The sequence below is a fragment of the Hylemonella gracilis ATCC 19624 genome (genome assembly GCF_000211835.1).
Taxonomy (GTDB): Bacteria; Pseudomonadota; Gammaproteobacteria; order Burkholderiales; family Burkholderiaceae_C; genus Hylemonella; species Hylemonella gracilis.
On sequence record NZ_AEGR01000024.1, the window covers coordinates 26497 to 48213 of the forward strand.

Genomic DNA, 21717 nt, shown 5'->3' on the forward strand with positions numbered 1-21717 from the left:
CAATGCTTCCTTCGGAACCCACCGCGACCAGTGTGGTTCCGGTTTCAACAATGCCCGCGTCTTTCGATGCGGGCGGCTTTTGGTCTCGCAGCTGGGCGGTTGCTGCTCACAGCAGCGGCGCGTCCTGCTCCGAGAACAAACTCAGGACCGACTCGCCTCGGGCGATGCGGTGGATGGTCTCCGCGAACAGCGGGGCCACGGACAATTGGCGGATCTTGTCGCAGGCGCGGGCCAGTTCGGCTAGCGGGATGGTGTTGGTCACCACCACCTCGTCCAGCGCGGTGCTCTTGGAAATGCGCTCGATGGCGGGGCCAGACAGAATGGGGTGGGTGCAGTAGGCGTAGACGCTTTTCGCGCCGCGCTCCTTCAGCACCTCGGCGGCCTTCACCAACGTGCCAGCGGTGTCGATCATGTCGTCCATGATCACGCAGTTGCGGCCTTCGATGTCGCCGATCACGTTCATCACTTCGCTGACGTTGGCCTTGGGACGGCGCTTGTCGATGATGGCGAGGTCGCAATTGAGCTGTTTGGCCAGCGCGCGGGCGCGCACCACACCGCCCACGTCGGGGCTGACGACGATCAGGTCCTCGTAATTTTGCTGACGCAGGTCACCCAGCAGCACCGGCGAGGCGTAGATGTTGTCCACCGGGATGTTGAAGAAGCCCTGGATCTGGTCGGCATGCAGGTCCATGGTCAGCACGCTGGAAACACCCACGGTTTGCAGCAGGTTGGCCACCACCTTGGCCGAGATCGGCACGCGGCTGGAGCGCGGGCGCCGATCCTGGCGGGCGTAACCGAAATAGGGGATGACGGCGCTGATGCGTTCGGCCGACGCGCGCTTGAGCGCATCCACCATGATCAGCAGTTCCATCAGCGAATCATTGGTCGGCGCACAAGTGGACTGCACCACGAACACGTCGCGGGCGCGCACGTTCTGGTTGATTTCAACCGTGACTTCGCCGTCGGAGAAACGCCCAACGGTTGCCGCGCCAAGACTGATGCCCAAATGCTTGGCAATGTCCGCCGCCAGGGTGGGGTTGGCATTGCCCGTGAAGAGCATGAAATCCGGGGATGAGGCTGCGATCTGCATGGAAGAGCCCAGCGTGGAGACGTCGGAGGTGGAAGGTGGCAACGCGCTTGTTTGAAGCGTGGGTGACTGGTACGAATGCAGGAATTTGGCAGGGGAGGAAGGACTCGAACCCTCGCATGCCGGAATCAAAATCCGGTGCCTTAACCAACTTGGCGACTCCCCTACACAGGTCGACGGTCAGTCACCACAACCGCCCACCTCAAAACTCGTTCACTTCGGACTGAATCCGAACTCCCTGACGTTTTCTTGCGCCGGGCATCCTTCGGCTAAGCCCAATGGGCCAGCGGATGGACATCCAGACTGCGACACCAGCGGCTCTGCATCTGGTCGGGCACGGCGATCGCCGTGCTTGAAAACCTGGCACGCACATGCATCTCAGGCGCAACCCATGCAAAAACCGCGCTGCCCGAGCCCGTCATCCGCCCCGACAAACCCAGGGAATTCAACCATTCCAGGGCCTGCGTGACACCAGGGCAAAGCCGCTGGGCGACGGGCTGCAAGTCGTTGCGTGAATCCTCAAGCAGGAATTTCCTGAAACTTTGAGCACCTCGATCCCGATTGTGCTCAACGTCGTTCGGTTTTTCCTCGCTTGCCGATCCCACGCCGGGGTCAGCAGCAAAGCCTGTGATTGTAGCAGCAAAACTGTCGCGTTTCAAAGCGGGGTCACGGAAAATCGCCGCAGTCTCCAGGCCTGCGTCAGGCTTGACGACCAGCAGAGCATGGCCGGGCAGCAGGCGAGCCGGTTCCAGGTTTGCCGGCAAGGGGGTGATGCGTTCGCCCACGCCTTCCACCCAGGCCGTCGCCTGCTTCGCATGTGCCGAGTGCAGGAAATACGGCACGTCCGCGCCCAGGGTGAGACCGATTGCGGCCAATTGCTCCAGGCTGAGCTTGAGCTTCCACAGGCGATTGAGCGCCAGCAGAGTCGATGCGGCGTCGGAGGAGCCTCCACCGAGCCCGGCTTGCGCGGGAATGTGCTTGGCAATCGCGATGTGGGCCCCACCAGCATGGCCTGTCGCGGCCTGCAAGGCGCGAGCGGCTCGCAATACCAGATCATCCGCGGGCAAGGGCGTGGTCAGGTCCTCACGACTCAAGCCCCCATCATGTTGTCGATGTGCACGGGTTTCGAAATGCAGCGTGTCAGCCCAATCGATCAGGGTGAAGACCGATTGCAGCAGGTGGTACCCGTCGGCGCGTCGACCCGTGACATGGAGGAAAAGATTCAGCTTCGCTGGCGCTGAGACATCATGCAGGGAGGTCGGCATGGCGGGCGAGTTTAGCGGTCTTCGGCGCTCCCTCGCAGGGCTCACGTACGCGCTCCATCCGCGCATCACCGTGGCCCGTGACCCGAAGCCGCAGCGCAGGCTGCTTGGCGACGGGCCCGATCAGGGCTTATTGACGCCCAGTCGCCGCAGTGTTTCCAGCAGCGTTTCATTGCTGGCGTTCAGTTCCAAGCCCTCGCGCCAGATCTTGCGCGCATCGTCGCGCTGCCCGAGGCTCCAGAGCACCTCGCCCAAGTGGGCGGCGATCTCGGCGTCAGGTCGGTCCGTGTAGGCTTGCTTCAAGAGGCGCAGCGCTTCCTCTTTGTTGCCCTCCCGGAAAGTCACCCAGGCCAGGCTGTCGGTGATGAACGGGTCGCCAGGGGCTGCGTCCAGGGCTTTCTGAATGAGTGTGCGGGCCTCGGCCAGACGCATGTTGCGGTCGGCGAAAAAGTACCCCAGCGCGTTGTAGGCATGGTGGTAGTCCGGCTTCTCCGCCATGATCTTGCGCAGCAGCCGCTCCATTTCCTCCGCTCGGCCCAGCTTCTCGGCGATCATGGACTGCTCATACAGCAGGTCATAGTCCTGCGGGTTGCGCAGGGTCGCCTCTTCAAGCAGCGCATAGGCTTGGGCATAGCGCTTGTTGTCCCGCAGCAGTTGCAGCTCCGCGTAAAACTTTTCGCGCGCTTGCTCTGACGTGTTGTCTGGCAGGTCGCGAATCAAAGCCAGCGCATCGTCCATCCGGTTTTGCCGGGCCAACAAGCTCGCACGTTGCCGCTGAACGCGCAACTGTTCCGCAGCGTTGCCGCTGGTGTCAATGCGCGCGAGCCAGGCTTCCGCACCTTTGTAGTCCTTGCGCTGCTCGGCGATCTGAGCAAGTCCAAGGCAGGCTTGCGCCACCGCGCGATGGATGGCTTGCTGACCATCCTGGCTGTGGATGATCTGGCCGCCATCCTGGGCTGCATCGGCTTCGTCGTCGTCCTCCTCGTCTGCGCTCGTTGAGCCCATGGCTTGCTTGCGCTGGGTTTCGATCAATGCGAGAAAGCGTGTCAGAGATTTTTCTGCGTTTGCCAGGCGCTTGTCTTGCAGTTCCAGCATGCCTTGCAGCAGCCAGGCGTCGGCGAGATCGGGCTGAGCCTGGAGGATGATCTTCAGCTGAGCTTGAGCTTCGGCATACCGCTGAATGTCAACCAAGGCACGTGCGTAGTACAAGCGCAAGTTCGGCGTCGCCGAGGAGGTCGTGGCGAAATGACGCGTCAGGAGTTCGCCTGCTTCCTCTCGTTGTGCTGCGTAACGCGCGGGCAACTGCGGTGACAGCAGCGCCATGGCCAGCAGCAGGGGCTCGGGCGCGCGCGGGTCGAGCGCCACGCCTCGCCGGGCGGCCTCCAGCACGCCTGCCGGGTTGTCTGCTGCCAAACGCATGCGCCCCACGGCGCTCCAGGCGGCTGCGCCCGTTGTCTTGTCGATGGGCATCACTTGAGCAGGAAGCCGGGCGGGATCCAGCAACTGAGCCTGCAGGGCCTGCTCCAGCACGGACGCCGCCATCGCTTTGTCGCTGCTGCGGGAGAAGTAGAGGGGCAAGGTGGCAATCAGCAGCGGACGCTCCGCAGGCGCTGTCAGCGCAAGGGCTCGTTGCAGCGGCCCCACGGTGTCGTCCAAGCGGTTCAGGCCGAGCAGGATCTGCAGCACATAGCGGTTGGCCTCCGCGGATTCGGGCTGCGCCTTGGTCCAGTCCCGTGCGGCTTGCAAGGCGGAATCGCCGGCCCGCGCGCGCAAGGCGATGTCGATCGCACGCATGTAGAGCCGACCATCGTTTGTCTTGCGCGCCGCGTTCAGCAGCAGCGAGTAGGCCGCCCCTGTTTCGCCCTGTTGTGCGCTCAACTCACCCAGCAGCAACTGGTAAAAAAGCTCACCGTTGAGGACGGAGTTCTCCACGGGTGCGGGAGTTGCGATGTCCGCGGCTGCGGTGGCGCCCTTGGTGGGCGTCGCCGGCGCGGCCTGGGTCGGGGGAAGAAGAAGCGCCAGCAGGGCAGGCAAGATCAGGGCGGGCAGGCGCGGGCGTAGAGCTGACATAAGGCGATCCGAATCGGGTCGGGCCATGATAAGCCAAGGCGTGCGCACCTCTGGTTCCTCTCCATAATGTCCGTTTTTCCAGCGACTTTTCACCGTTTCATGCCCGAGTTGCCCGAAGTCGAAGCCACCCGCCTGAGCTTCGCGGACCACATCGCCGACGCTCGCATCGTGTCCGCCTGGCAAGGTTTGCCCTTGCGTTGGCCTCTGGGCATCGCCCCCGCGCAACTTGTCGGCCGGCGGGTGCGTGGTGTGCGGCGTCGCGGCAAGTACCTCTTGCTGGATTTGGACGAAGGCATGCTGCTCTTGCACTTGGGCATGTCCGGCAGCCTGAGCTTCACCGACGTCGCGGTGCACGGCACACGACCACGGGGCGCGCACGACCATTTCGACCTACAGACCGACCGGGGACTGCTGCGCTTGAATGACCCGCGCCGTTTCGGCGCCGTGGTCTGGGCCGAAAGCGAACAGGCGCCCATCGCGCGCAAGCTGCTGGATGGCCTGGGCGTGGAGCCTCTGGACGAAAGCTTCGAGGCCGATGCGTTCCATGCCGCGCTGAAAAAACGCAGAAGCGCCATCAAGCAGGTGTTGCTCGCCGGCGATGTGGTGGTGGGCGTGGGCAATATCTACGCTTCCGAGGCGCTGTTCATCGCCGGCATTCGTCCCAGCTTGTCCGCGGCGCGCATCAGCAAACCGCGCGCGGAGAGGCTGCACGCTGCGATACGCGACGTGTTGGGCCGGGCCCTGGCTGCGGGAGGTACCACCTTGCGCAACTACAGCAACGCGGTGGGCGAACGCGGCAACTTCCAGTTCGAGGCCAAGGTCTATGGACGCGAGGGCCTGCCCTGCACGGTGTGTGGTCACCCCATCAAACTGATGCGGCAAGGCCAGCGGGCCACTTACTACTGTGTCCATTGCCAGAAAGCGTAAGAAGGCGTGAGAAAGCCTGATCCACAGACCATGACCTCCGCCAAGTTGACGCCGGCCACAGAATTCGCGCAATGGCCCGATCGTCTGCTGCGATGGCAAGCCGTGCATGGTCGTCATGATTTGCCCTGGCAGAACACGCGTGATCCTTACCGGGTCTGGCTCTCGGAGATCATGCTGCAGCAGACCCAGGTCACGACGGTGCGCGATTACTACGCTCGTTTCCTACAACGCTTTCCTGACGTGGCGACCTTGGCTGCGGCGCCGCTGGACGACGTGCTCGCGCTCTGGAGCGGCCTGGGCTACTACACCCGCGCGCGCAACCTGCACGCCTGCGCGCAGCAAGTGATGGCGCTGCACGCAGGCGCCTTCCCGCGCGACGCGGTCACATTGCAGACCTTGCCGGGCATTGGCCGTTCAACAGCGGCAGCCATCGCCTCCATCTGCTTCGGCGAACGCGTGGCGATCTTGGACGGCAATGTCAAACGCGTGCTGACGCGTGCCCTGGGCTTTGACGGTGATCTGGCGCAGGCCGCGCAGGAAAAGACCTTGTGGAAGCTGGCCGACGAACTGTTGCCCCGCGACGACCTGGATCAACACATGCCCCGCTACACCCAGGCGGTGATGGACATGGGCGCCACGGTCTGCCTGCCGCGCAAGCCGAGCTGCCTTATGACCCCTGAGGCTTGCCCTGTGGCTGACCTCTGCGTGGCCCGTCGCGAGGGGCGTACCGAGGCCTATCCCGTCAAGACCCGCAAGCTCAAGCGCACGGCACAGTCACTGTGGCTCTTGTGGGCGCAGACCAACCAAGGCGCGGTCTGGCTGCGCCAGCGGCCTGCGTCCGGAGGTGGGCAAGATGCCCTGAAGAGCGTCTGGGCAGGCTTGCATTGCCTGGAACTGTTCGACAGTTTTGAGTCTTTGCAAGCGGCTGTGCCGGCCAGGCGGCGCGATGGTCTGCAGGAACTGCCGGTCTTCAAGCATGTGCTGACGCACAAGGATCTGCACCTGCATCCCGTGCGCGTGGTCTTGCCTGCTTCAGTGAAGTTGTCCGAGCAAGGCCTCTGGCACGCCGCAGATGCTTGGCCTGCATTGGGCCTCCCAGCGCCGATCAAAAAACTGCTGAAACAGCAGGGTTAGGCGATTTCCCGGTGACGCTTGAGCGTGGCCCATCGCGTCGCGAACCGCTGCGTCAGCTCCTCGACCAGGTAGACCGAGCGATGCTGCCCGCCCGTGCAGCCGATGGCGACCGTGACGTAGCTGCGATGGTTGTGCAGCAGGGCGGCCAGCCACTGGTTGAGGAAACGCTCGATGTGCTGGCGCATCAGGTCGACCTCCGGCTGGGCACGCAGGTAGTCGATGACCGGCTGGTCGCGTCCGGTTAGTTCGCGCAAGGCCGGTTCGTAGTGCGGGTTGGGCAGCATGCGCACGTCGAACACATAGTCCGCGTCCACGGGGATGCCGCGCTTGAAGGCGAAGGATTCGAACACCAAGGTGAGCGAGTTGCCCGGCAGGCGGATGGCCTCCTTGATGTAGCTTTGCAACTGCGCCGCGCGCAACACGCTGGTATCGATGACCTGGGCTTGGTCGCGCAGGTCGGCCAGCAGCTCGCGTTCGAGTTCGATGGCTTCAATCAGGGCGCGGTTGGGATCGGTGGCTTCCCCCACGCCGCCGTCCTTGTCGGATGCGCCCAAGACGGGTGCACCCGCGAGCGGGATGGCGGTAGGCGTGCTGGAGAGTGGATGCTTGCGCCGTGTCTCGGAATACCTGCGTACCAGGGTGTCGGTCGACGCATCCAGGAACAGTGATTTGATCGCGTGGCCTTGCTCGCGCAATGTGACCAGCAGGGCCGGCAGCTGCGGCAGCGAGATGGCACTGCGCACATCCACGGCAATGGCCACGTGACGTGCACGCTGTTTTTGTTCCAGTGCGACAAAAGGTTCCAGCAGTTCGGGCGGCAGGTTGTCCACGCAGTAATAACCTGCGTCTTCGAGCGCATGCAGCGCCACCGACTTGCCAGAGCCGGACATGCCGGTGATGAGGATGATTTCCATGGCAAGGATTCTGCGCGAGCTGAGCCGGTTCTGCTCAGATCAGGCCCGGTTGCCCCTGGTCTTGCAGCATTTCCTTGGCATGTGCAAGGGTGGCGCCGGTCAGGCGTTCACCGCCCAGCATGCGCGCGATTTCCTGCACGCGTGCCTCGCCCTGCACGCGCGCCACGTTGCTCAGCGTGGCGCTGCCCTCGCGCTGCTTGGAGACTTGCAAGTGGTTGTCCGCGCAGGAAGCGACTTGCGGCAAGTGCGTGACCGCCAACACCTGGCGATCGCGGCCCAGGCGTTGCATCAGGCGTCCCACGGTCTCGGCCACCGCGCCACCCACGCCCGAATCCACTTCGTCGAAGATCAGGGTCTGCGCCGCGCCCAGTTGGCTGGTGGTCACGGCGATGGCCAGCGCGATGCGCGACAGTTCGCCGCCTGACGCCACTTTGCCGATGGGCCGCGGCGTGCTGCCCGCATGCCCGGCCACGAGGAACTGCACCTCCTCCAAGCCGTGAGCCTGCGGCGAATCCACTGTTTGTAGAGCGACGTCGAAACGGCCGCCTTCCATGCCCAGCCCTTGCATGGCTTGGGTGATGGCCTGGGCCAGGCGAGGCGCGGCGGCCGCGCGGGATTGCGAGACGGCCTGCGCCGCTTGCATGTAAGACGCACGCGTATCTTGCTCTGTTTTTTGTAGCGTCTCCAGGTCGGCCGCGGCGTCCAGCCGTGCCAGCTCTTCGCGCCAGCCCGCGAGCGCGGCGGCCAGTTCCTCTGGCGCGCGCTTGTAACGGCGTGCCACGGCCATCCATTGGGTGAGACGCGCGTCGAGTTCGGCCAGGCGATCCGGGTCCAGGTCGGTGCGACGCAGGTAGGAGCGCAGGCTGTGCGCGCTGTCTTCCACCTGGGCCAGGCTGGAGGCCAGAATCTCGGCCAGGGCTTTGAACTCGGGCTCCAGATGCTCCTGATTTTGTAGCGATTGACGCGCGGCGCCCAGCGCGTGCCGAGCGCTGCCATCCGTGCCATCGTCCCCGCCATCAAGGGCGTTCAGCGCGGTCTGCGCGGCGTCCAGCAGGGCTTGCGCGTGGGCTAGACGGCCATGGTCGGTGTTGAGCGTTTCCCATTCACCGGGCTGGGGATCGAGCTTCTCCACTTCGCCGATCTGCCAACTCAGGCGTTCGCGCTCGCTTTGCAGTTTGTCTTGCGCCGCGCGGGCGTCGTCCAGTGTCTTGCCCGCTTGCCGCCAATGCGTCCAGGCGCGGGTCAGCGCCTCAGTGTCGATGCGGCCGTAGGCATCGAGCAGCCCGCGAACGGCCTCGGAGCGGGTCAGACTTTGCCAGGCATGCTGGCCGTGGATGTCGAACAGCTGTTCACCGAGCTCGCGCAATTGCGTGGCGGTGGCGGGGCTGCCGTTGATCCATGCGCGGCTTTTGCCTTGGGTGTCCACCGTGCGGCGCAGCAGCAAGGTGGCACCGGGGTCGAAGCCGGTGTCGAAGCCCGCGGCTTCCAGCCAGCCGTTGTACAGCTGGCACTGATCGAATTCAACGCTCACGTCGGTGCGTGTCGCACCTTCGCGGATGAGCCCCGTGTCTGCCCTCGCGCCGGTGACAAGCTGCAAGGCGTCAATCAGGATGGACTTGCCGGCGCCGGTTTCGCCGGTCAGCACAGTGAAGCCGGGGGCGAATTCGAGGTCGAGCTCGCTGATGATGACGAAATCCCGCAGGACGATTCTTTTAAGTGCCATTTGCGTGACGCTCCTCAAACGGTGACTTGCCGATCAACCCAGGCGAGGGCTCCCGCAGGACCGGCTTGGCCGGGCTGCTGGGAGCGCCCCCTGCAAGGGGGGGCGCAGCGCCCAACGAGGCGCGAAGCCTGGGGTGAGTCAGATCTAGGTTTCATTCCAGTGCAATTTCTTGCGCAAGGTATCGAAATAGCTCCAGCCGCGCGGGTGCAGGAAGCGCGCGGTGCGGGCTGAGCGCCGGACCAAGATGAGGTCACCCTGTTGCAGCGCGGTCAAGGTCTGCATGTCGAAATTGACCATGGCCTCGCGCTCGGAAACGATCTGCAGGGAGACTTCAGAATCCGAAGGCAGCACCACGGGGCGGTTCGACAGTGAATGCGGCGCGATTGGCGCGAGCACCCAGCCCGCGATGGCGGGGTGCAGGATGGGGCCGCCCGCCGACAGCGAGTAGGCGGTGGAGCCGGTGGGCGTGGCGAGGATCAGGCCATCGGCCCGGTGGTTGGCCACGAAACGGCCATCCACTTCCACGTGCAGTTCCACCATGCCGGAGGAGTTGCCGCGGTGCACCACCACATCGTTCATGGCCAGGGCATCGAAGACGCAGCGGTCGCCGTCCGGCCCGGGGCGGATCACCCGCGCCTGCATCAGCGCGCGTCCTTCCGCCTCATACTCACCATGCAGCATCGGGGGCAATACGCTGGCGTAACTCTCCAGCGAGATGTCGGTGATGAAGCCGAGCCGACCGCTGTTGATGCCGATCAGCGGCAGACCCTCGCCTGTGTCGGGATGGAAGAGTACCCGTCCCGCGCCGAGCATGGTGCCGTCCCCACCCACAACCAGGGCGAGGTCACAACGGCTGGCAATGTCTTCCAGCGCGAGCGTCGGCAGGCCATCGAGGCCATCGGCGGCCAAGGCCGTTTGCGCTTCCACCACCACGGCGCAACCTTGTGCTTGGAGCAGTGCCGCGATGCCGCCCAGCGCGGGGCGTGCCCGCAGGCTGGCCGCCCCCGGGTTGCCGCCGGGCTGCGGGGCGAGTGGGTAGCGGCCAATCAGGGCAACTTGGCGGAATTGGAGGTTCATGGGTAAAACCGTGGATATGTATCAATATACAGTATTGGTGCTGATTTTCAATCTTGCGAAGGCCTTGTTTTGCAAGAATGGCTCGGGTGCGCGCAGGGCTCGTCGTTAGAATGATTTTCTATGCTGGATGACCGTGCCAAGTTGCTGTTGAAGACGCTGGTGGAGCGTTACATCGCCGACGGGCAGCCGGTGGGCTCGCGCACGCTGTCGCGCGCCTCGGGCCTGGAACTGTCTCCCGCGACCATCCGCAATGTGATGTCTGACCTGGAGGAACTGGGTCTGATCGCCAGTCCCCACACCAGCGCCGGACGGGTGCCCACGGCCCGCGGCTACCGCCTGTTCGTGGACACCATGCTGACCGTTCAGCGTGAGCAGATGGCCTCGCCGGAGTTCGCGCCCCATCAGCTGGTGCCCGATCAGCCTCAGAAGGTGATCAGCAACGCGGCCAATCTGCTGTCTTCCTTGTCGCAATTCGTCGGGGTGGTCGTGGCCCCTCGCCGTTCCTCGGTGTTCCGTCACATCGAATTCCTGCGCCTGGGCGAGCGGCGCATCTTGGTCATCCTGGTCTCGCCCGAGGGCGATGTGCAGAACCGTGTGATCTTCACTGGGGCCGATTACTCCACGTCCCAACTCACCGAGGCCGCCAACTACCTCAATGCCCATTACCTCGGCCTCACACTGGAACAGGTGAAGGAGCGTTTGCAGGGTGAGGTCGAGAAGCTGCGGGGCGAGATCGCCGCGCTGATGCAGGCCGCCGTCACCGTCGGCACCGAGGCCATGAGCCAGCCTCAGGAGGAAGTGGTGATCGCCGGCGAGCGAAATCTGCTGGCGGTCAGCGATTTCTCCAGCGACATGAGCCATCTGCGCCGCGCCTTCGATCTTTTCGAGCAGAAGGCGCAATTGATGCGGCTGCTCGACAGCGCGGGCCAGGCCGAGGGCGTGCGCATCTTCATCGGCGGCGAAAGCCACGTCGTGCCCTACGAGGAGCTGTCGGTGGTCAGCGCCCCCTACGAGGTGGACGGCCAGATCGTCGGCACCCTCGGCGTCATTGGCCCCACGCGCATGGCCTACGACCGCATGATCCAGATCGTTGACGTCACGTCCAAGCTGCTGGGCAATGCCCTGAGCCACGGCAAATAAGCACGGCCCAAGGTCGGCGGGGCCGTGCCGCCTCTTACAATCTCCCACTTCGCAGGCAAAGCAATCGCAGCGCATGCTTGGGGGGCGTTAGCTCAGTTGGTTAGAGCAGGGGACTCATAATCCCTTGGTCGCTGGTTCGAGCCCAGCACGCCCTACCACCCCCACAGCCCACAGTCCTGCTGAGCGTTGCACGGCCCAGGTCACCGGCACAATGCGGCGATGGACCCCATCCTCGACCGTCTCGCCACATCCGTCGCCACGGCCCGTTCCGTCGAAGAGCTGACCCGTCCCTTGCTGGAGCTGTTGCAGGCCGCCACCGGCTTGGAGTCCACCTACCTCACGCGCGTGGATCTGCAACAAGGGGTGCAGAACATCCTCTATTCCAGGAACACCGGCCGACTCGACATGCCGGAAGGCCTAGCTGTGCCCTGGGACGACACGCTGTGCAAGCAGGCATTGGAGTCCGGTGATTTCTTCGTGGACGATGCGGACGTGCGCTGGTCGCAAACCGGTGCCGTGCGCAGTCTTGGCCTGCGGACCTACATGAGCACGCCCGTGTACCTGGGCGATGGGGTGATGTACGGCACCTTGTGCGCTGCGAGCGCGGACCGGCGCGCTCAGCCTCCCCAAGCGCAGCGTTTGTTGCAGTTGTTTGCCTCCTTGATTGCTCACCAGATTGAACGCGAACAGTTGGTGGCCCAACTGTTGCAGGCCAATGCGCGGCTGACAGCCTATGCCAGCACGGACCCACTGACAACGCTGCCCAACCGTCGTGCCTTGCTGCAGGAATTGGCGCGCCAACTCGCTCAGGGCAAGCGCCAAAAATTCTGGGTGTTGGTCGCGTTCATCGACCTCGATGGGTTCAAGGCGATCAATGACCAGCATGGCCACGGGGTGGGAGACCTATTCCTCGTTGAAATCGCCAACCGTTTGAGGGCCGCGCTGCGCGCGGGCGACTTCGCGGCGCGACTCGGGGGCGACGAATTCGTCGTGGTGGGCCAAGGCCCCGCCGATGCCCAAGTGGTTGAAGATGCCAAACAGGCTCTGCAGGCCCGCGTGTCAGGCGCCACCGTCGGCCAAATCCACCTGGGTGAGGTCACGATGGACTATGCGGGTGCGAGTGCCGGGGTGTTGGCCGTTGAACCGGGTGAGCATGATCCGGAAGAGGTGCTTCAACGCGCAGACCTGCTGATGTACCAGGTCAAGGCGACAAGGCGCGCCCGAGGTTGATCTCGGTCTTTGAGTGAGTGGTTGCTTTCTTAGGTCGCCCGCTTCTGCCGTATCTCAATGACCTGGGTTTTCGGGGCGGAGGGCGTGCCCCTGCACAACGTGTCTTGTTTCAACCGTAGGACAGCCTAGGCGATGCCTCTGCCGTTGGGTTCGCACTACATTGGGGCAAGAGGACGTTGTATTTATAATAGGAGTAATTATCATTGCTAGTCGCCTTTGTTTTCTATTCAGGTGAGTATGAGTTGGGCCATGTGAGGCATCGGCCTCCTGAACATTGATTTGGATGAGCAAAAGAAAATGAAAAAAGCACGCACAAGAATTGAAGCAGCGAGTAAGAACGTCCATTCTGGATTTGACAGAAAGCCGGTTGCACAAGCGGTCCTGGTCGCCTTCTTGGGGGCGGCTTGCGTGATGCCTGCCGTGGCGCAGTCCGACTCTGCGGCCTCTGCGGCTTCTGGTGCCAAAACCTTGGAGGCGGTGACGATCGTCAGCCAGCGCGAGGCGCGGGTGAGCACCGGCGCGACTGGCCTGAATCTAGAGATCAAGGAAACGCCGCAGTCCATCAGCGTGGTGACGGCCCAGCAGATGCAGGATTTCGGCGCGACCAATCTCAACGACGCCTTGCGCTTGTCAACGGGTATTCAGGTTGAAGAGTGGGAAACCAATCGCACCAACTACATGTCGCGCGGCTTTGAAATCAAGAGCACGCAGATCGATGGCGTTGGCATGCCCAACGATTGGGGCATCGTGACCGGTGCCATGGATTCATTTGGCTACGAAAAAGTCGAGGTCATCCGTGGTGCGAACGGTCTATTGACTGGCGTGGGTAATTCCTCGGGCACCATCAACTATGTGCGCAAGCGGCCTACCAATGTGGAACAAGGATCGGTCGGCGTGAGCTATGGGTCTTGGGGCACTACCCGGGCCGAGGTCGACTACTCGAAACCGTTGAGTGATGATGGCCGTTGGGCTGGACGGGTTGTTGCCGTGCGAGAAGAGGGGGGTTCTTATTTGCGTGACCTGGAAAACGAGCGCACCTACATCTATGGCGTTGTGGATGGTCAAGTGGGTGACAACGGCACCTTGGCACTTGGCTACTCCTATCAACAGGCCAATACCGACGGAAACATGTGGGGTGCGTTGACGTTCAGCAACAACGACGGCAGCCAGGCTAAGTGGTCGCGCAGCGCCTCAACGACTCAGGATTGGACCTACTGGAATACGAATAACCAAACGGCTTTCGTTGAGTACATCCACCAGCTCGCTGCGGACTGGCAGCTGAAGACGTCTTACAACTTCCGAAGCAGCAGAAACGACGATCAATTGTTCTATGTTTACAGCTCAACCGGGCTGGATCCGAACACCGGTTCGGGAGCGACAGGCTGGCCGGGCAAATATGTGGACGAGAGTGAAACCCACCTTTTTGACGTCAATGCCAGCGGCAGCTTTGGACTGTTTGGCCGTCAGCACGAATTGATTGTGGGCGCCAGTCACGGCCGCAGCAAACAGACCTATTGGAACCATACCCCTGCGTCTGGATTCGATCCTGTCAGCTTCCCGCTGAACGGGAATGAGGTGGATGAGCCAGATTGGGGACCGAAGACGTTCTACAGTGAACTCAATCTGCGCCTCACGCGCATGTATGGCACGACTCGTCTGCAGGTGAGTGACAAGCTGAAAGTGATTGGTGGCTTCAACTTTGCCGAGTTTCACCGTGATGGCAACGACTCGGGCACTCTCTTTGACCAGACTGAGCGTGAAATCAGTCCTTACGCAGGCGTGACGTACGACTTCACTGACCGTTTGATGGGCTACGCAAGTTATTCGGACATTTACCAGCCGCAGGATCAACAGGACATCAATGGCGACTATCTGGATCCTTCGAAGGGGGTCAATTACGAGGCAGGCGTGAAGATGGACTGGCTGAATAAGCGGCTGCTCACGAGCCTGGCTTGGTTCCGCGCTGAGCAAAAAGGACTCTCCGTTTATGCCGGCACAAACGCGACCACGCAGCAGTACTACTACACCGGCATGGATGTCGAGTCCCAGGGCTTGGAGTTCGAAGTCAGCGGCAAGCTCGACAACAACCTGGATGTCGTCCTGGGTTACACCACCATGGAAATGACCGACACGGAGTCTGGTGATCCCGTTCTGTGGGCGCCGCGCCAGACCGCCAATTTGGCGATCAGCGGCCGCGTACCCAGCACTCCGGTGACCCTGGGCGCGAATGGCCGTTGGCAGAGCAAGACCTCCAACGTCGATGGTTCGAGTGGCTACACCGTGCGCCAAGACAGCTATGCGGTGCTCAACGCTTTCGCGGCGTATCAGGTCACACCTAAGACTACCTTGCGCTTCAATGTCAAGAACCTGACCGATGAGAAGTACATCAATAGTCTTTACCAAATTGGTTACTACGGGGCACCTCGCAGCTACCAAGCCTCTTTGAACTATAAGTTCTGAGTCGCTGCCAGTACCAATGATCATCTGAGGAAAAGTAAGACGCCCTTGGGCGTCTTCCCCATTGATACCCATGCAAAACAAAACCATCAAAACCTGGTCCTGGGTGCACAAATGGAGCAGCCTGGTTTGCACGGTCTTCATGCTGCTGCTGTGCCTCACTGGCTTGCCCTTGATCTTCCACCACGAGATCGGCCATCTGCTGGGCACGGAGGTCGAGTCGCCGGAGATGCCCGCTGACACGCCGCGTGTGAGCGTGGACAAGGTCATCGAGGTGGCGAAGGCGCAGCATCCGGACCGGGTGGTGCAGTTCCTGTTTCCCGACGAGGACGACGCGAACATCTGGTTCGCGACCATGACGCCCACCCCCGCGCCGACGGACGATTTCCGCTCGGTGGCCATCGACGCCCGCACGGGCGCTCTGCTGGCGCAGCCTAGGTTCGACGAGGGTTTCATGTGGGTGATGTTCAAGCTGCACGTGGACCTGTTCGCGGGCCTGCCTGGAATGCTTTTCCTGGGCTTCATGGGCTTGTTGCTGCTCGTGGCCATCGTCAGCGGCGTGGTGCTCTACAGCCCTTTCATGCGCAAGCTGGAGTTCGGCGCGGTGCGACGTGAAAACAGTCCTCGCATCAAGTGGCTGGACCTGCATAACCTGCTGGGCATCGTGACCCTGGTCTGGTTGTTCGTGGTGGGGGCCACCGGGGTCATCAACACCTTGGCGGACCCGCTCATCAAGTATTGGCAATACGACCAACTCAGCTCGGTGCTGCAGCCTTACCAGGGCAAACCGCCCGTGCCTGAGGCCGAGCGTGCGTCGGTGCAGGGCTCCCTGGACGCAGCCTTGCGTCACGTGCCGGGCAGGGCGTTGTCCTTCATCGCTTTCCCAGGCACGGCTTTCTCCAGCCCGCACCACAACACCGTGTTCCTCAAGGGCAATGAGCCCTTTACCGCACGCCTGATTCAGCCCGTGCTGGTGGACGCCAAGACCAATGAAGTGACGGCAGCCCCGCCCTCGCCGTGGTACATCGATACGCTGCGGGTGTCTCAACCGCTGCACTTCGGTGACTACGGCGGGCGGCCCATGCAAATCGTCTGGGCCGTGCTGGACATCGCGACCATCATCGTGCTGGGCAGCGGCCTTTACCTTTGGCTGGCCAAGCCCCAGGGCGCCACGCGCCGCCGCCGTGATGAATCGACTCGGCCGGACGAAAGCGCGGTGGTGTCATGAGCATGGCTTCGCATCGCAAAAACCGTCGCAGCCATCTGCGCGGCATGGGGGGATTGCATGAGTGAACCGCAGCGAGAACTGAGCGAACCTGCCATCTGGACTTGGCCGATCGTGCTGGGTGTGCTGACGGCGGTGGGGCTGGTTGCCGCCTTGTTCAGCGAGGGTGGCTTCGGCGACATGCTGGCAGGACTGTGCCTGTGGGTGCCAGCGCTGGTGGGCATTTGGTACGGCTGGCTGCGTCGCCGCCGCGCGAACTGAGCCGAAAACCTGCCTGCGAGGGTTTCCCGGGGCCTGCGCATGGCATGGTTCCTGAATGTCAGGGAGCATGGATGCCCCGGCCCGCTTTCCGTCTGAATCCGCCGACACCGCTGTATCGGACGCGGTGGATGCTGCCGGTGCGCCTGTGCAGACCATCGTCAAGGTCCGGCGCGACTACAACGCCTGGGTGGCCAGCGAGACGCTCGAAGATTACGCGCTGCGCTACACCCCGCAGCGCTTTCGCAAGTGGAGCGCCTGGAACGTGGCCAACACGGCCGCGGGCGGTGCGGCTTCCTTCCTGATCCTGGAGGCGGTTGGCGCCACGCTGCTGGTGCAGTACGGCTGGGCCAACGCCGCGCTCGCCATCCTGGCGACCGGCCTCATCATCTTCCTGGCTGGCTTGCCCATCAGCGTCTACGCGGCCCGCTACGGCGTGGACATGGACCTGCTCACGCGCGGCGCGGGTTTCGGCTACATCGGCTCGACCATCACGTCGCTGATCTACGCCAGCTTCACGTTCATCTTCTTTGCGCTGGAGGCCGCTGTCATGGCCTACGCGCTGGAACTGGCCTTGGACATCCCGCCGCGCTGGGGCTATTTGGTCTGCGCGCTGGTGGTCATCCCTCTCGTGACGCATGGGGTGTCGGTCATCAGCCGCCTGCAGGTGTGGACCATGCCGCTGTGGCTGCTGATGCTGGTCGTGCCCTTTGTCACGGTCCTGGTGCTCGATCCGCACGCTTTTGATGGAGTTCTGCACTACGCTGGGGATCGCAGTGGCACGGCCAGTCTAAGTGCGCTCCATTTTGGTGCCGCCTTGACCGTGGGGGTGGCCCTGATGACGCAGATGGGTGAGCAGGCCGATTACCTGCGCTTCATGCCCGCGCGTACCTCCACCAATCGCCTGCGCTGGTGGGCGGGGGTGCTGGCCGGCGGGCCGGGCTGGGTGCTGCCGGGCGTGCTCAAGATGCTGGGCGGTGCCTTGCTGGCCTACCTGGCCTTGAGCCAAGCCGTGCCGGCGGACCGGGCGGTGGACCCCAACCAGATGTACCTGGCGGCCTACGGCTACGTTTTCCCGCATTACGGCTGGGCCGTGGCCGCGACGGCACTCTTCGTCGTGATCTCGCAGCTCAAGATCAATGTGACGAACGCCTACGCCGGTTCCCTGGCCTGGAGCAATTTCTTCTCGCGCCTCACGCACAGCCACCCGGGGCGCGTGGTGTGGGTGGTGTTCAACACCCTGATCGCCTTCCTGCTGATGGAGATGGATGTGTTCCAGGCCCTGGGCGACGTGCTGGGTTTGTACAGCAATATCGCGATCGCTTGGATGATGGCCGTGGTGGCGGACCTGGTCATCAACAAGCCGCTGGGTCTTTCGCCCAAGGGCATCGAGTTCAAGCGGGCGCATCTGTACGACATCAACCCGGTGGGTGTGGGGGCGATGGCCCTGGCGTCCCTGGTCTCGGTCACGGCGCACCTGGGTGTGTTCGGGCCCATGGCCCAGGCCTACTCGGCCTTGATCGCCTTGGGCGTGGCCTTCGTCACGGCGCCGCTGATCGCCTGGGCCACGCGAGGGCGTTATTACCTGGCTCGCCAAGCCGATGCCCCGAGCCATGCGCAGCGTGTCTCGTCCGCCCCGGTCGCGGGGACGCGGCCGTCCTGGCGCGGCCCGGTGGTGGTGGCGGTTGGTGCAGCGCAAGCAGGGAACTACCTGGGCGTGAAGCTCCAGCGCTGCGTGATCTGCGAGCGTGAATACGAAGGGCCGGACATGGCGCATTGCCCGGCGTACCAGGGGGCGATTTGTTCGCTGTGTTGCACCCTGGACGCGCGCTGCGGTGACCTGTGCAAGCCGGGCGCCAGTTTCTCCGCGCAATGGAACAGCGTGCTGCAGCGTCTGCTGCCGCGTACCCTTTGGCCCTACCTGGATCGAGGGCTCGCGCACTTCCTGTTGCTGATGCTGTTCACCGCGCCCTTGCTGGCCGGCGTTTTCGCTCTGTTTTACCAACAGGAGCTACAGGGTTTGATGCACCGGGGCTTGGGCTCCGCAGTCGAATTGGAGGCCGCCGAATCGGCCCTGCGCTCGGCCTTCCTCAAGGCCTACGTCGCCCTGCTGCTGGTGGCGGGTACCGTGGCCTGGTGGGTGGTGCTGGCGCACAAGAGCCGCCAGGTGGCGCAAGAAGAGTCCAACCGGCAGACCGCCCTGCTGCGCCGTGAAATCGATCTGCACCAGCAAACCGATGCCGCCTTGCAGGAGGCACGCCGCGTGGCCGAGGAGGCGCAGGGCATCGCCGAGCACGCGCGCAGGCAGGCCGAGCAGGCCAACCAGGCCAAGAGCCGCTACATCAGCGCCATCAGCCATGAGCTGCGCACGCCGCTCAACAGCATCCTGGGTTACGCGCAACTGATGGGCGAGGACCCGCAAGTACCCGCGCACCGCAAGCACGCGGTGCAGGTGATCCGCCGTGGCGGTGAGCACCTGCTGTCGCTGATCGAAGGCACCCTGGACCTGGCGCGCATCGAGTCGGGCAAGCTCACGCTCGACGTCAAGCCCATGGCCTTTGCCGACGTCGTGCATGAACTGGCCGCGATGTTCGAGTTGCAGGCCGCGGCCAAGGGGCTGGCTTTCCGTTTCGCGCCCCTGTCCACGCTGCCCGAGCGGGTGCGCGCCGACGAAAAGCGCGTGCGCCAGATTCTGATCAATCTGTTGGGCAACGCCATCAAGTTCACCGCCCAGGGTGAGGTGACGTTCCAGGTGCGTCACGCCCGCGAAATGGCTTACATCGACATCCGCGACACCGGCCCCGGCATGGCGCTGGACGAGATGGAGCGCCTGTTCGAACCCTTCGCCCGCACAGCCTCTGCCCAGGGCACGCCGGGTGCCGGGTTGGGCTTGACCATCGCCAAGATGCTGACCGACCTCATGGGCGGCGAGCTCACGGTGCAAAGCACGCCGGGCCTGGGCTCGGTCTTCCAAGTCAAGCTCTTCCTGCCCGAGGCGCACGCCGCCTTGCCCTCGGCGCGACCGGCCGTGCCCAAGCCGCCCCGCCGTGGCTACCTCGGCGCGCGCCGCCATGTGCTGGTGGTGGACAACGAAGAGCCCGACCGCGAGATGCTCACGCAGCTGCTGGTCCCCCTGGGCTTCGTGCTGCGCACCGCGTCCAGCGGCCATGACGCGTTGGACCTGCTGGCGGCGGGCTACGTGCCGGACGCCATCTTCATGGACCTGGCCATGCCCGGCATCGATGGCTGGGAAACCATCCGCCGCTTGCGCCGCATGCCGGGGCTGGCCCAACTCCCTGTGGCCGTGGTGTCCGCCAATGCCTTCGACAAGGGCTTGGAGAACGACGCGGGCATCGCGGTATCGGATTTCATCACCAAGCCCATCCGCCACAGCGAGTTGCTGGATTGGCTGGAGCAGCGACTGCAACTGCGTTGGACCGAGCTCACGCCGCCCCAGTCCCCGGCACCTGCCGCGCCTGGGCCGGTGACTCCGCCCTCGGACGAGCGCGTGGCCGAGCTGCGTGAACTCGCGGGGCTGGGTTACTACCGTGGCATCGTGCGCCTGCTCGACGACGTCGAGGCGCAGAATCCCGCTCACCAAAGCTGGGTGGCGCAGGTGCGGGCGCTGGCGCGCGCCTACCGCTTCGACGCCATCCTGGCGCTGATCGAACCCTCTGCCCCGAAGACATGAGCGATACCCTGGCCCAGGCCCTCAACCGCGCGCACAGCGACGTGGTGCTGATCGTCGACGACGTGCCCGACAACCTGTCGCTGCTGCACGACGCGCTGGACGAATCGGGCTGCACCGTGCTGGTCGCCTTGGACGGTGCCTCGGCATTGCAGCGGGCTGCGCAGGCCCGTCCGGACATCGTGCTGCTCGACGCCATGATGCCCGGCATGGATGGATTCGAGGTTGCGCGGCGTTTGAAGGCCGACGCGACCACGGCCCACATTCCCATCATCTTCATGACGGGGCTGACTGAGACTGAGCACTTGGTGGCCGCGCTGGAGGCGGGGGGCACCGACTACGTGACCAAGCCCATCCGCCCCAAGGAGGTGTTGGCCCGCATGCACGTGCACCTGCAGGGCGCGCGTGAGCGGCGCCAGGCGCGCAACGCGCTGGATGCCTTCGGCTACGCCAGTGTCACCGTGCGCGCCAGCGACGGCCGACTGATGTGGCAGACCCCGCTCGCACGTGAGCTGCTGGCGCGTTATTACGGCGAGCCAGTGCCTGGACCGGCGCATGTGCCTGAGCCAGTGCTGACCTGGTTGCGTCTCAGCGTGGAGCATGTGCTGGAAGCCCAAGCCCGCGGTGAACCCCTGGCCGAGCCGCCGCGCTTGAGCGTGGAGCAGGGCGCGCGCCGCCTCACCTTGCGGCTGCACCAGCGCAATGACGATGGCGCGACCTCCGCGGCCGCGGGCGACTGGATGCTGATCATGCAGGAGGCTTCAGACGAAAGCGTCATCGAAGCGATTTCCTTGAGCTTCCGATTGACGGCCAAAGAGGCCGAGGTGCTCTACTGGGTCATCAAGGGCAAGATCAACCGCGACATCGGCGACATCCTGGGCAGCAGCCCCATGACGGTCAAGAAGCACCTGGAGCGGGTCTACGCCAAGCTCGGCGTGGAGACTCGCACGGCCGCCGCGGCACTGGCGATGAACCGCATCAAGCAGTTGCATCCGCAGTTCGAGGGGTGAAGGGTGAGGGTTGCAGTGATCCTCTTGGGACTAGAGTGAACGCTCCTGGCCAACCCGAGAGTCAGTGGAACTGGCGACGCTGCGATGGGGGTCCTGTTTCAACCATCATCGGCTGCTCGGAGCCATTGGGGACATACCGTCTGCAGAAGCTGAGGCAAACTACTGTTGGCAACTAGCCTGTCAGACCACCCATGGGGCGGCCTGACTTGAGTCAACCCGCCTCCACGAGAGCCGAGGCAGTTCAGATGTTTTGTCTGAACGTATTTTTATTTATTGGTTTGAACGGAGTGATCAAATGTTCGAAGAGCAGATTCCCTGGGGCGACATCATTGTGTTTTTCATTCTGTCAGTTGCTTTCTTCTACTGGGCTGTTGCTGCCGAAAATTTTCCTCACTCGATGAAAGAGAAGCTTCCTGCATTTCTTCTCAATCGGAAGTTGATGGTAGGTTGCGGAGTTATTGCCATGGCCATTGCGCTTTTGAAGTTTTTCTAGCCTATGGTCGCTGAGGACCGCA

At 63.5% G+C, this 21717-nt stretch carries 16 protein-coding genes, 2 tRNA genes and 1 pseudogene; 12 read left to right on the forward strand and 7 right to left on the reverse strand.

Features of this window, described 5'->3' with window-relative positions; all coding sequences use genetic code 11:
- Window positions 1-106 precede the first annotated feature (106 nt).
- The 4 genes from HGR_RS01770 to HGR_RS01785 all read right to left on the reverse strand — a co-directional run bounded on the left by HGR_RS01770 (window position 107) and on the right by HGR_RS01785 (window position 4419).
- A complete protein-coding gene (locus tag HGR_RS01770; RefSeq protein WP_039852037.1) occupies window positions 107-1084 on the reverse strand; it encodes a ribose-phosphate pyrophosphokinase in 978 nt (325 codons plus the stop codon).
- A 92-nt stretch (window positions 1085-1176) separates the two neighbouring features.
- A tRNA-Gln gene (locus HGR_RS01775) sits at window positions 1177-1253 on the reverse strand.
- A gap of 103 nt (window positions 1254-1356) precedes the next feature.
- Window positions 1357-2352, reverse strand: a complete 996-nt coding sequence (ispE, locus tag HGR_RS01780; protein ID WP_006296344.1) for a 4-(cytidine 5'-diphospho)-2-C-methyl-D-erythritol kinase — start codon at window positions 2350-2352, stop codon at window positions 1357-1359.
- A gap of 120 nt (window positions 2353-2472) precedes the next feature.
- Complete coding sequence (locus HGR_RS01785) at window positions 2473-4419, reverse strand: tetratricopeptide repeat protein (protein WP_006296345.1); 1947 nt, start codon at window positions 4417-4419, stop codon at window positions 2473-2475.
- 99 nt (window positions 4420-4518) lie between these two features.
- Here HGR_RS01785 and mutM point away from each other — a divergent pair, with 99 nt between their 5' ends.
- Window positions 4519-5346, forward strand: a complete 828-nt coding sequence (gene mutM / locus HGR_RS01790) for a bifunctional DNA-formamidopyrimidine glycosylase/DNA-(apurinic or apyrimidinic site) lyase (RefSeq protein ID WP_006296346.1) — start codon at window positions 4519-4521, stop codon at window positions 5344-5346.
- Between the two features lie 30 nt (window positions 5347-5376).
- Window positions 5377-6480, forward strand: a complete 1104-nt coding sequence (gene mutY / locus HGR_RS01795; protein ID WP_006296347.1) for an A/G-specific adenine glycosylase — start codon at window positions 5377-5379, stop codon at window positions 6478-6480.
- On the opposite strand, the gene rapZ is transcribed toward mutY, so the two are convergent.
- The 3 genes from rapZ to HGR_RS01810 form a co-directional block, all read right to left on the reverse strand.
- Entirely contained in the window at window positions 6477-7394 is a 918-nt protein-coding gene (gene rapZ, locus HGR_RS01800) for an RNase adapter RapZ (protein WP_006296348.1), read from the reverse strand. The two genes, mutY and rapZ, sit on opposite strands and share 4 nt — an antisense overlap.
- A gap of 34 nt (window positions 7395-7428) precedes the next feature.
- Window positions 7429-9117 carry a DNA repair protein RecN gene (recN, locus tag HGR_RS01805; RefSeq protein WP_006296349.1) on the reverse strand — a complete coding sequence of 563 codons (1689 nt, stop codon included), beginning with the start codon at window positions 9115-9117 and terminating at the stop codon, window positions 7429-7431.
- Window positions 9118-9261: 144 nt separating this feature from the next.
- A complete protein-coding gene (locus HGR_RS01810) occupies window positions 9262-10194 on the reverse strand; it encodes an NAD kinase (RefSeq protein WP_006296350.1) in 933 nt (310 codons plus the stop codon).
- A 120-nt stretch (window positions 10195-10314) separates the two neighbouring features.
- Between HGR_RS01810 and hrcA the strand changes: the two genes are divergently transcribed.
- From hrcA to HGR_RS01855, 10 genes and pseudogenes are all read left to right on the forward strand, one after another.
- Window positions 10315-11334 carry a heat-inducible transcriptional repressor HrcA gene (hrcA, locus tag HGR_RS01815; protein ID WP_006296351.1) on the forward strand — a complete coding sequence of 340 codons (1020 nt, stop codon included), beginning with the start codon at window positions 10315-10317 and terminating at the stop codon, window positions 11332-11334.
- 81 nt (window positions 11335-11415) lie between these two features.
- Window positions 11416-11492, forward strand: a tRNA-Ile gene (locus HGR_RS01820).
- Window positions 11493-11553: 61 nt separating this feature from the next.
- The gene (locus tag HGR_RS01825) at window positions 11554-12564 is read left to right on the forward strand and encodes a GGDEF domain-containing protein (protein WP_006296352.1); all 1011 of its coding nucleotides are present in this window, start codon (window positions 11554-11556) and stop codon (window positions 12562-12564) included.
- A gap of 297 nt (window positions 12565-12861) precedes the next feature.
- Window positions 12862-15024, forward strand: coding sequence for a TonB-dependent siderophore receptor (locus tag HGR_RS01830; protein ID WP_237701355.1), 2163 nt, complete (start codon window positions 12862-12864; stop codon window positions 15022-15024).
- Window positions 15025-15094: 70 nt separating this feature from the next.
- Complete coding sequence (locus HGR_RS01835; protein WP_006296354.1) at window positions 15095-16249, forward strand: PepSY-associated TM helix domain-containing protein; 1155 nt, start codon at window positions 15095-15097, stop codon at window positions 16247-16249.
- A 57-nt stretch (window positions 16250-16306) separates the two neighbouring features.
- Window positions 16307-16507, forward strand: coding sequence for a hypothetical protein (locus HGR_RS01840; RefSeq protein WP_006296355.1), 201 nt, complete (start codon window positions 16307-16309; stop codon window positions 16505-16507).
- A 67-nt stretch (window positions 16508-16574) separates the two neighbouring features.
- On the forward strand, window positions 16575-20195 hold the full coding sequence (locus HGR_RS01845; protein WP_006296356.1) for a hybrid sensor histidine kinase/response regulator: 3621 nt from the start codon (window positions 16575-16577) through the stop codon (window positions 20193-20195).
- Window positions 20192-21202 (forward strand): response regulator, encoded by a 1011-nt coding sequence (locus HGR_RS01850; RefSeq protein ID WP_006296357.1) that lies wholly within the window; start codon window positions 20192-20194, stop codon window positions 21200-21202. The genes HGR_RS01845 and HGR_RS01850 overlap by 4 nt, the downstream gene beginning before the upstream one ends.
- 46 nt (window positions 21203-21248) lie before the next feature.
- A pseudogene (locus HGR_RS17170) lies at window positions 21249-21407 on the forward strand (IS3 family transposase); the annotation flags it as partial.
- A 90-nt stretch (window positions 21408-21497) separates the two neighbouring features.
- Window positions 21498-21695 carry a hypothetical protein gene (locus HGR_RS01855; protein WP_006296358.1) on the forward strand — a complete coding sequence of 66 codons (198 nt, stop codon included), beginning with the start codon at window positions 21498-21500 and terminating at the stop codon, window positions 21693-21695.
- The last annotated feature ends 22 nt before the right edge of the window (window positions 21696-21717 follow it).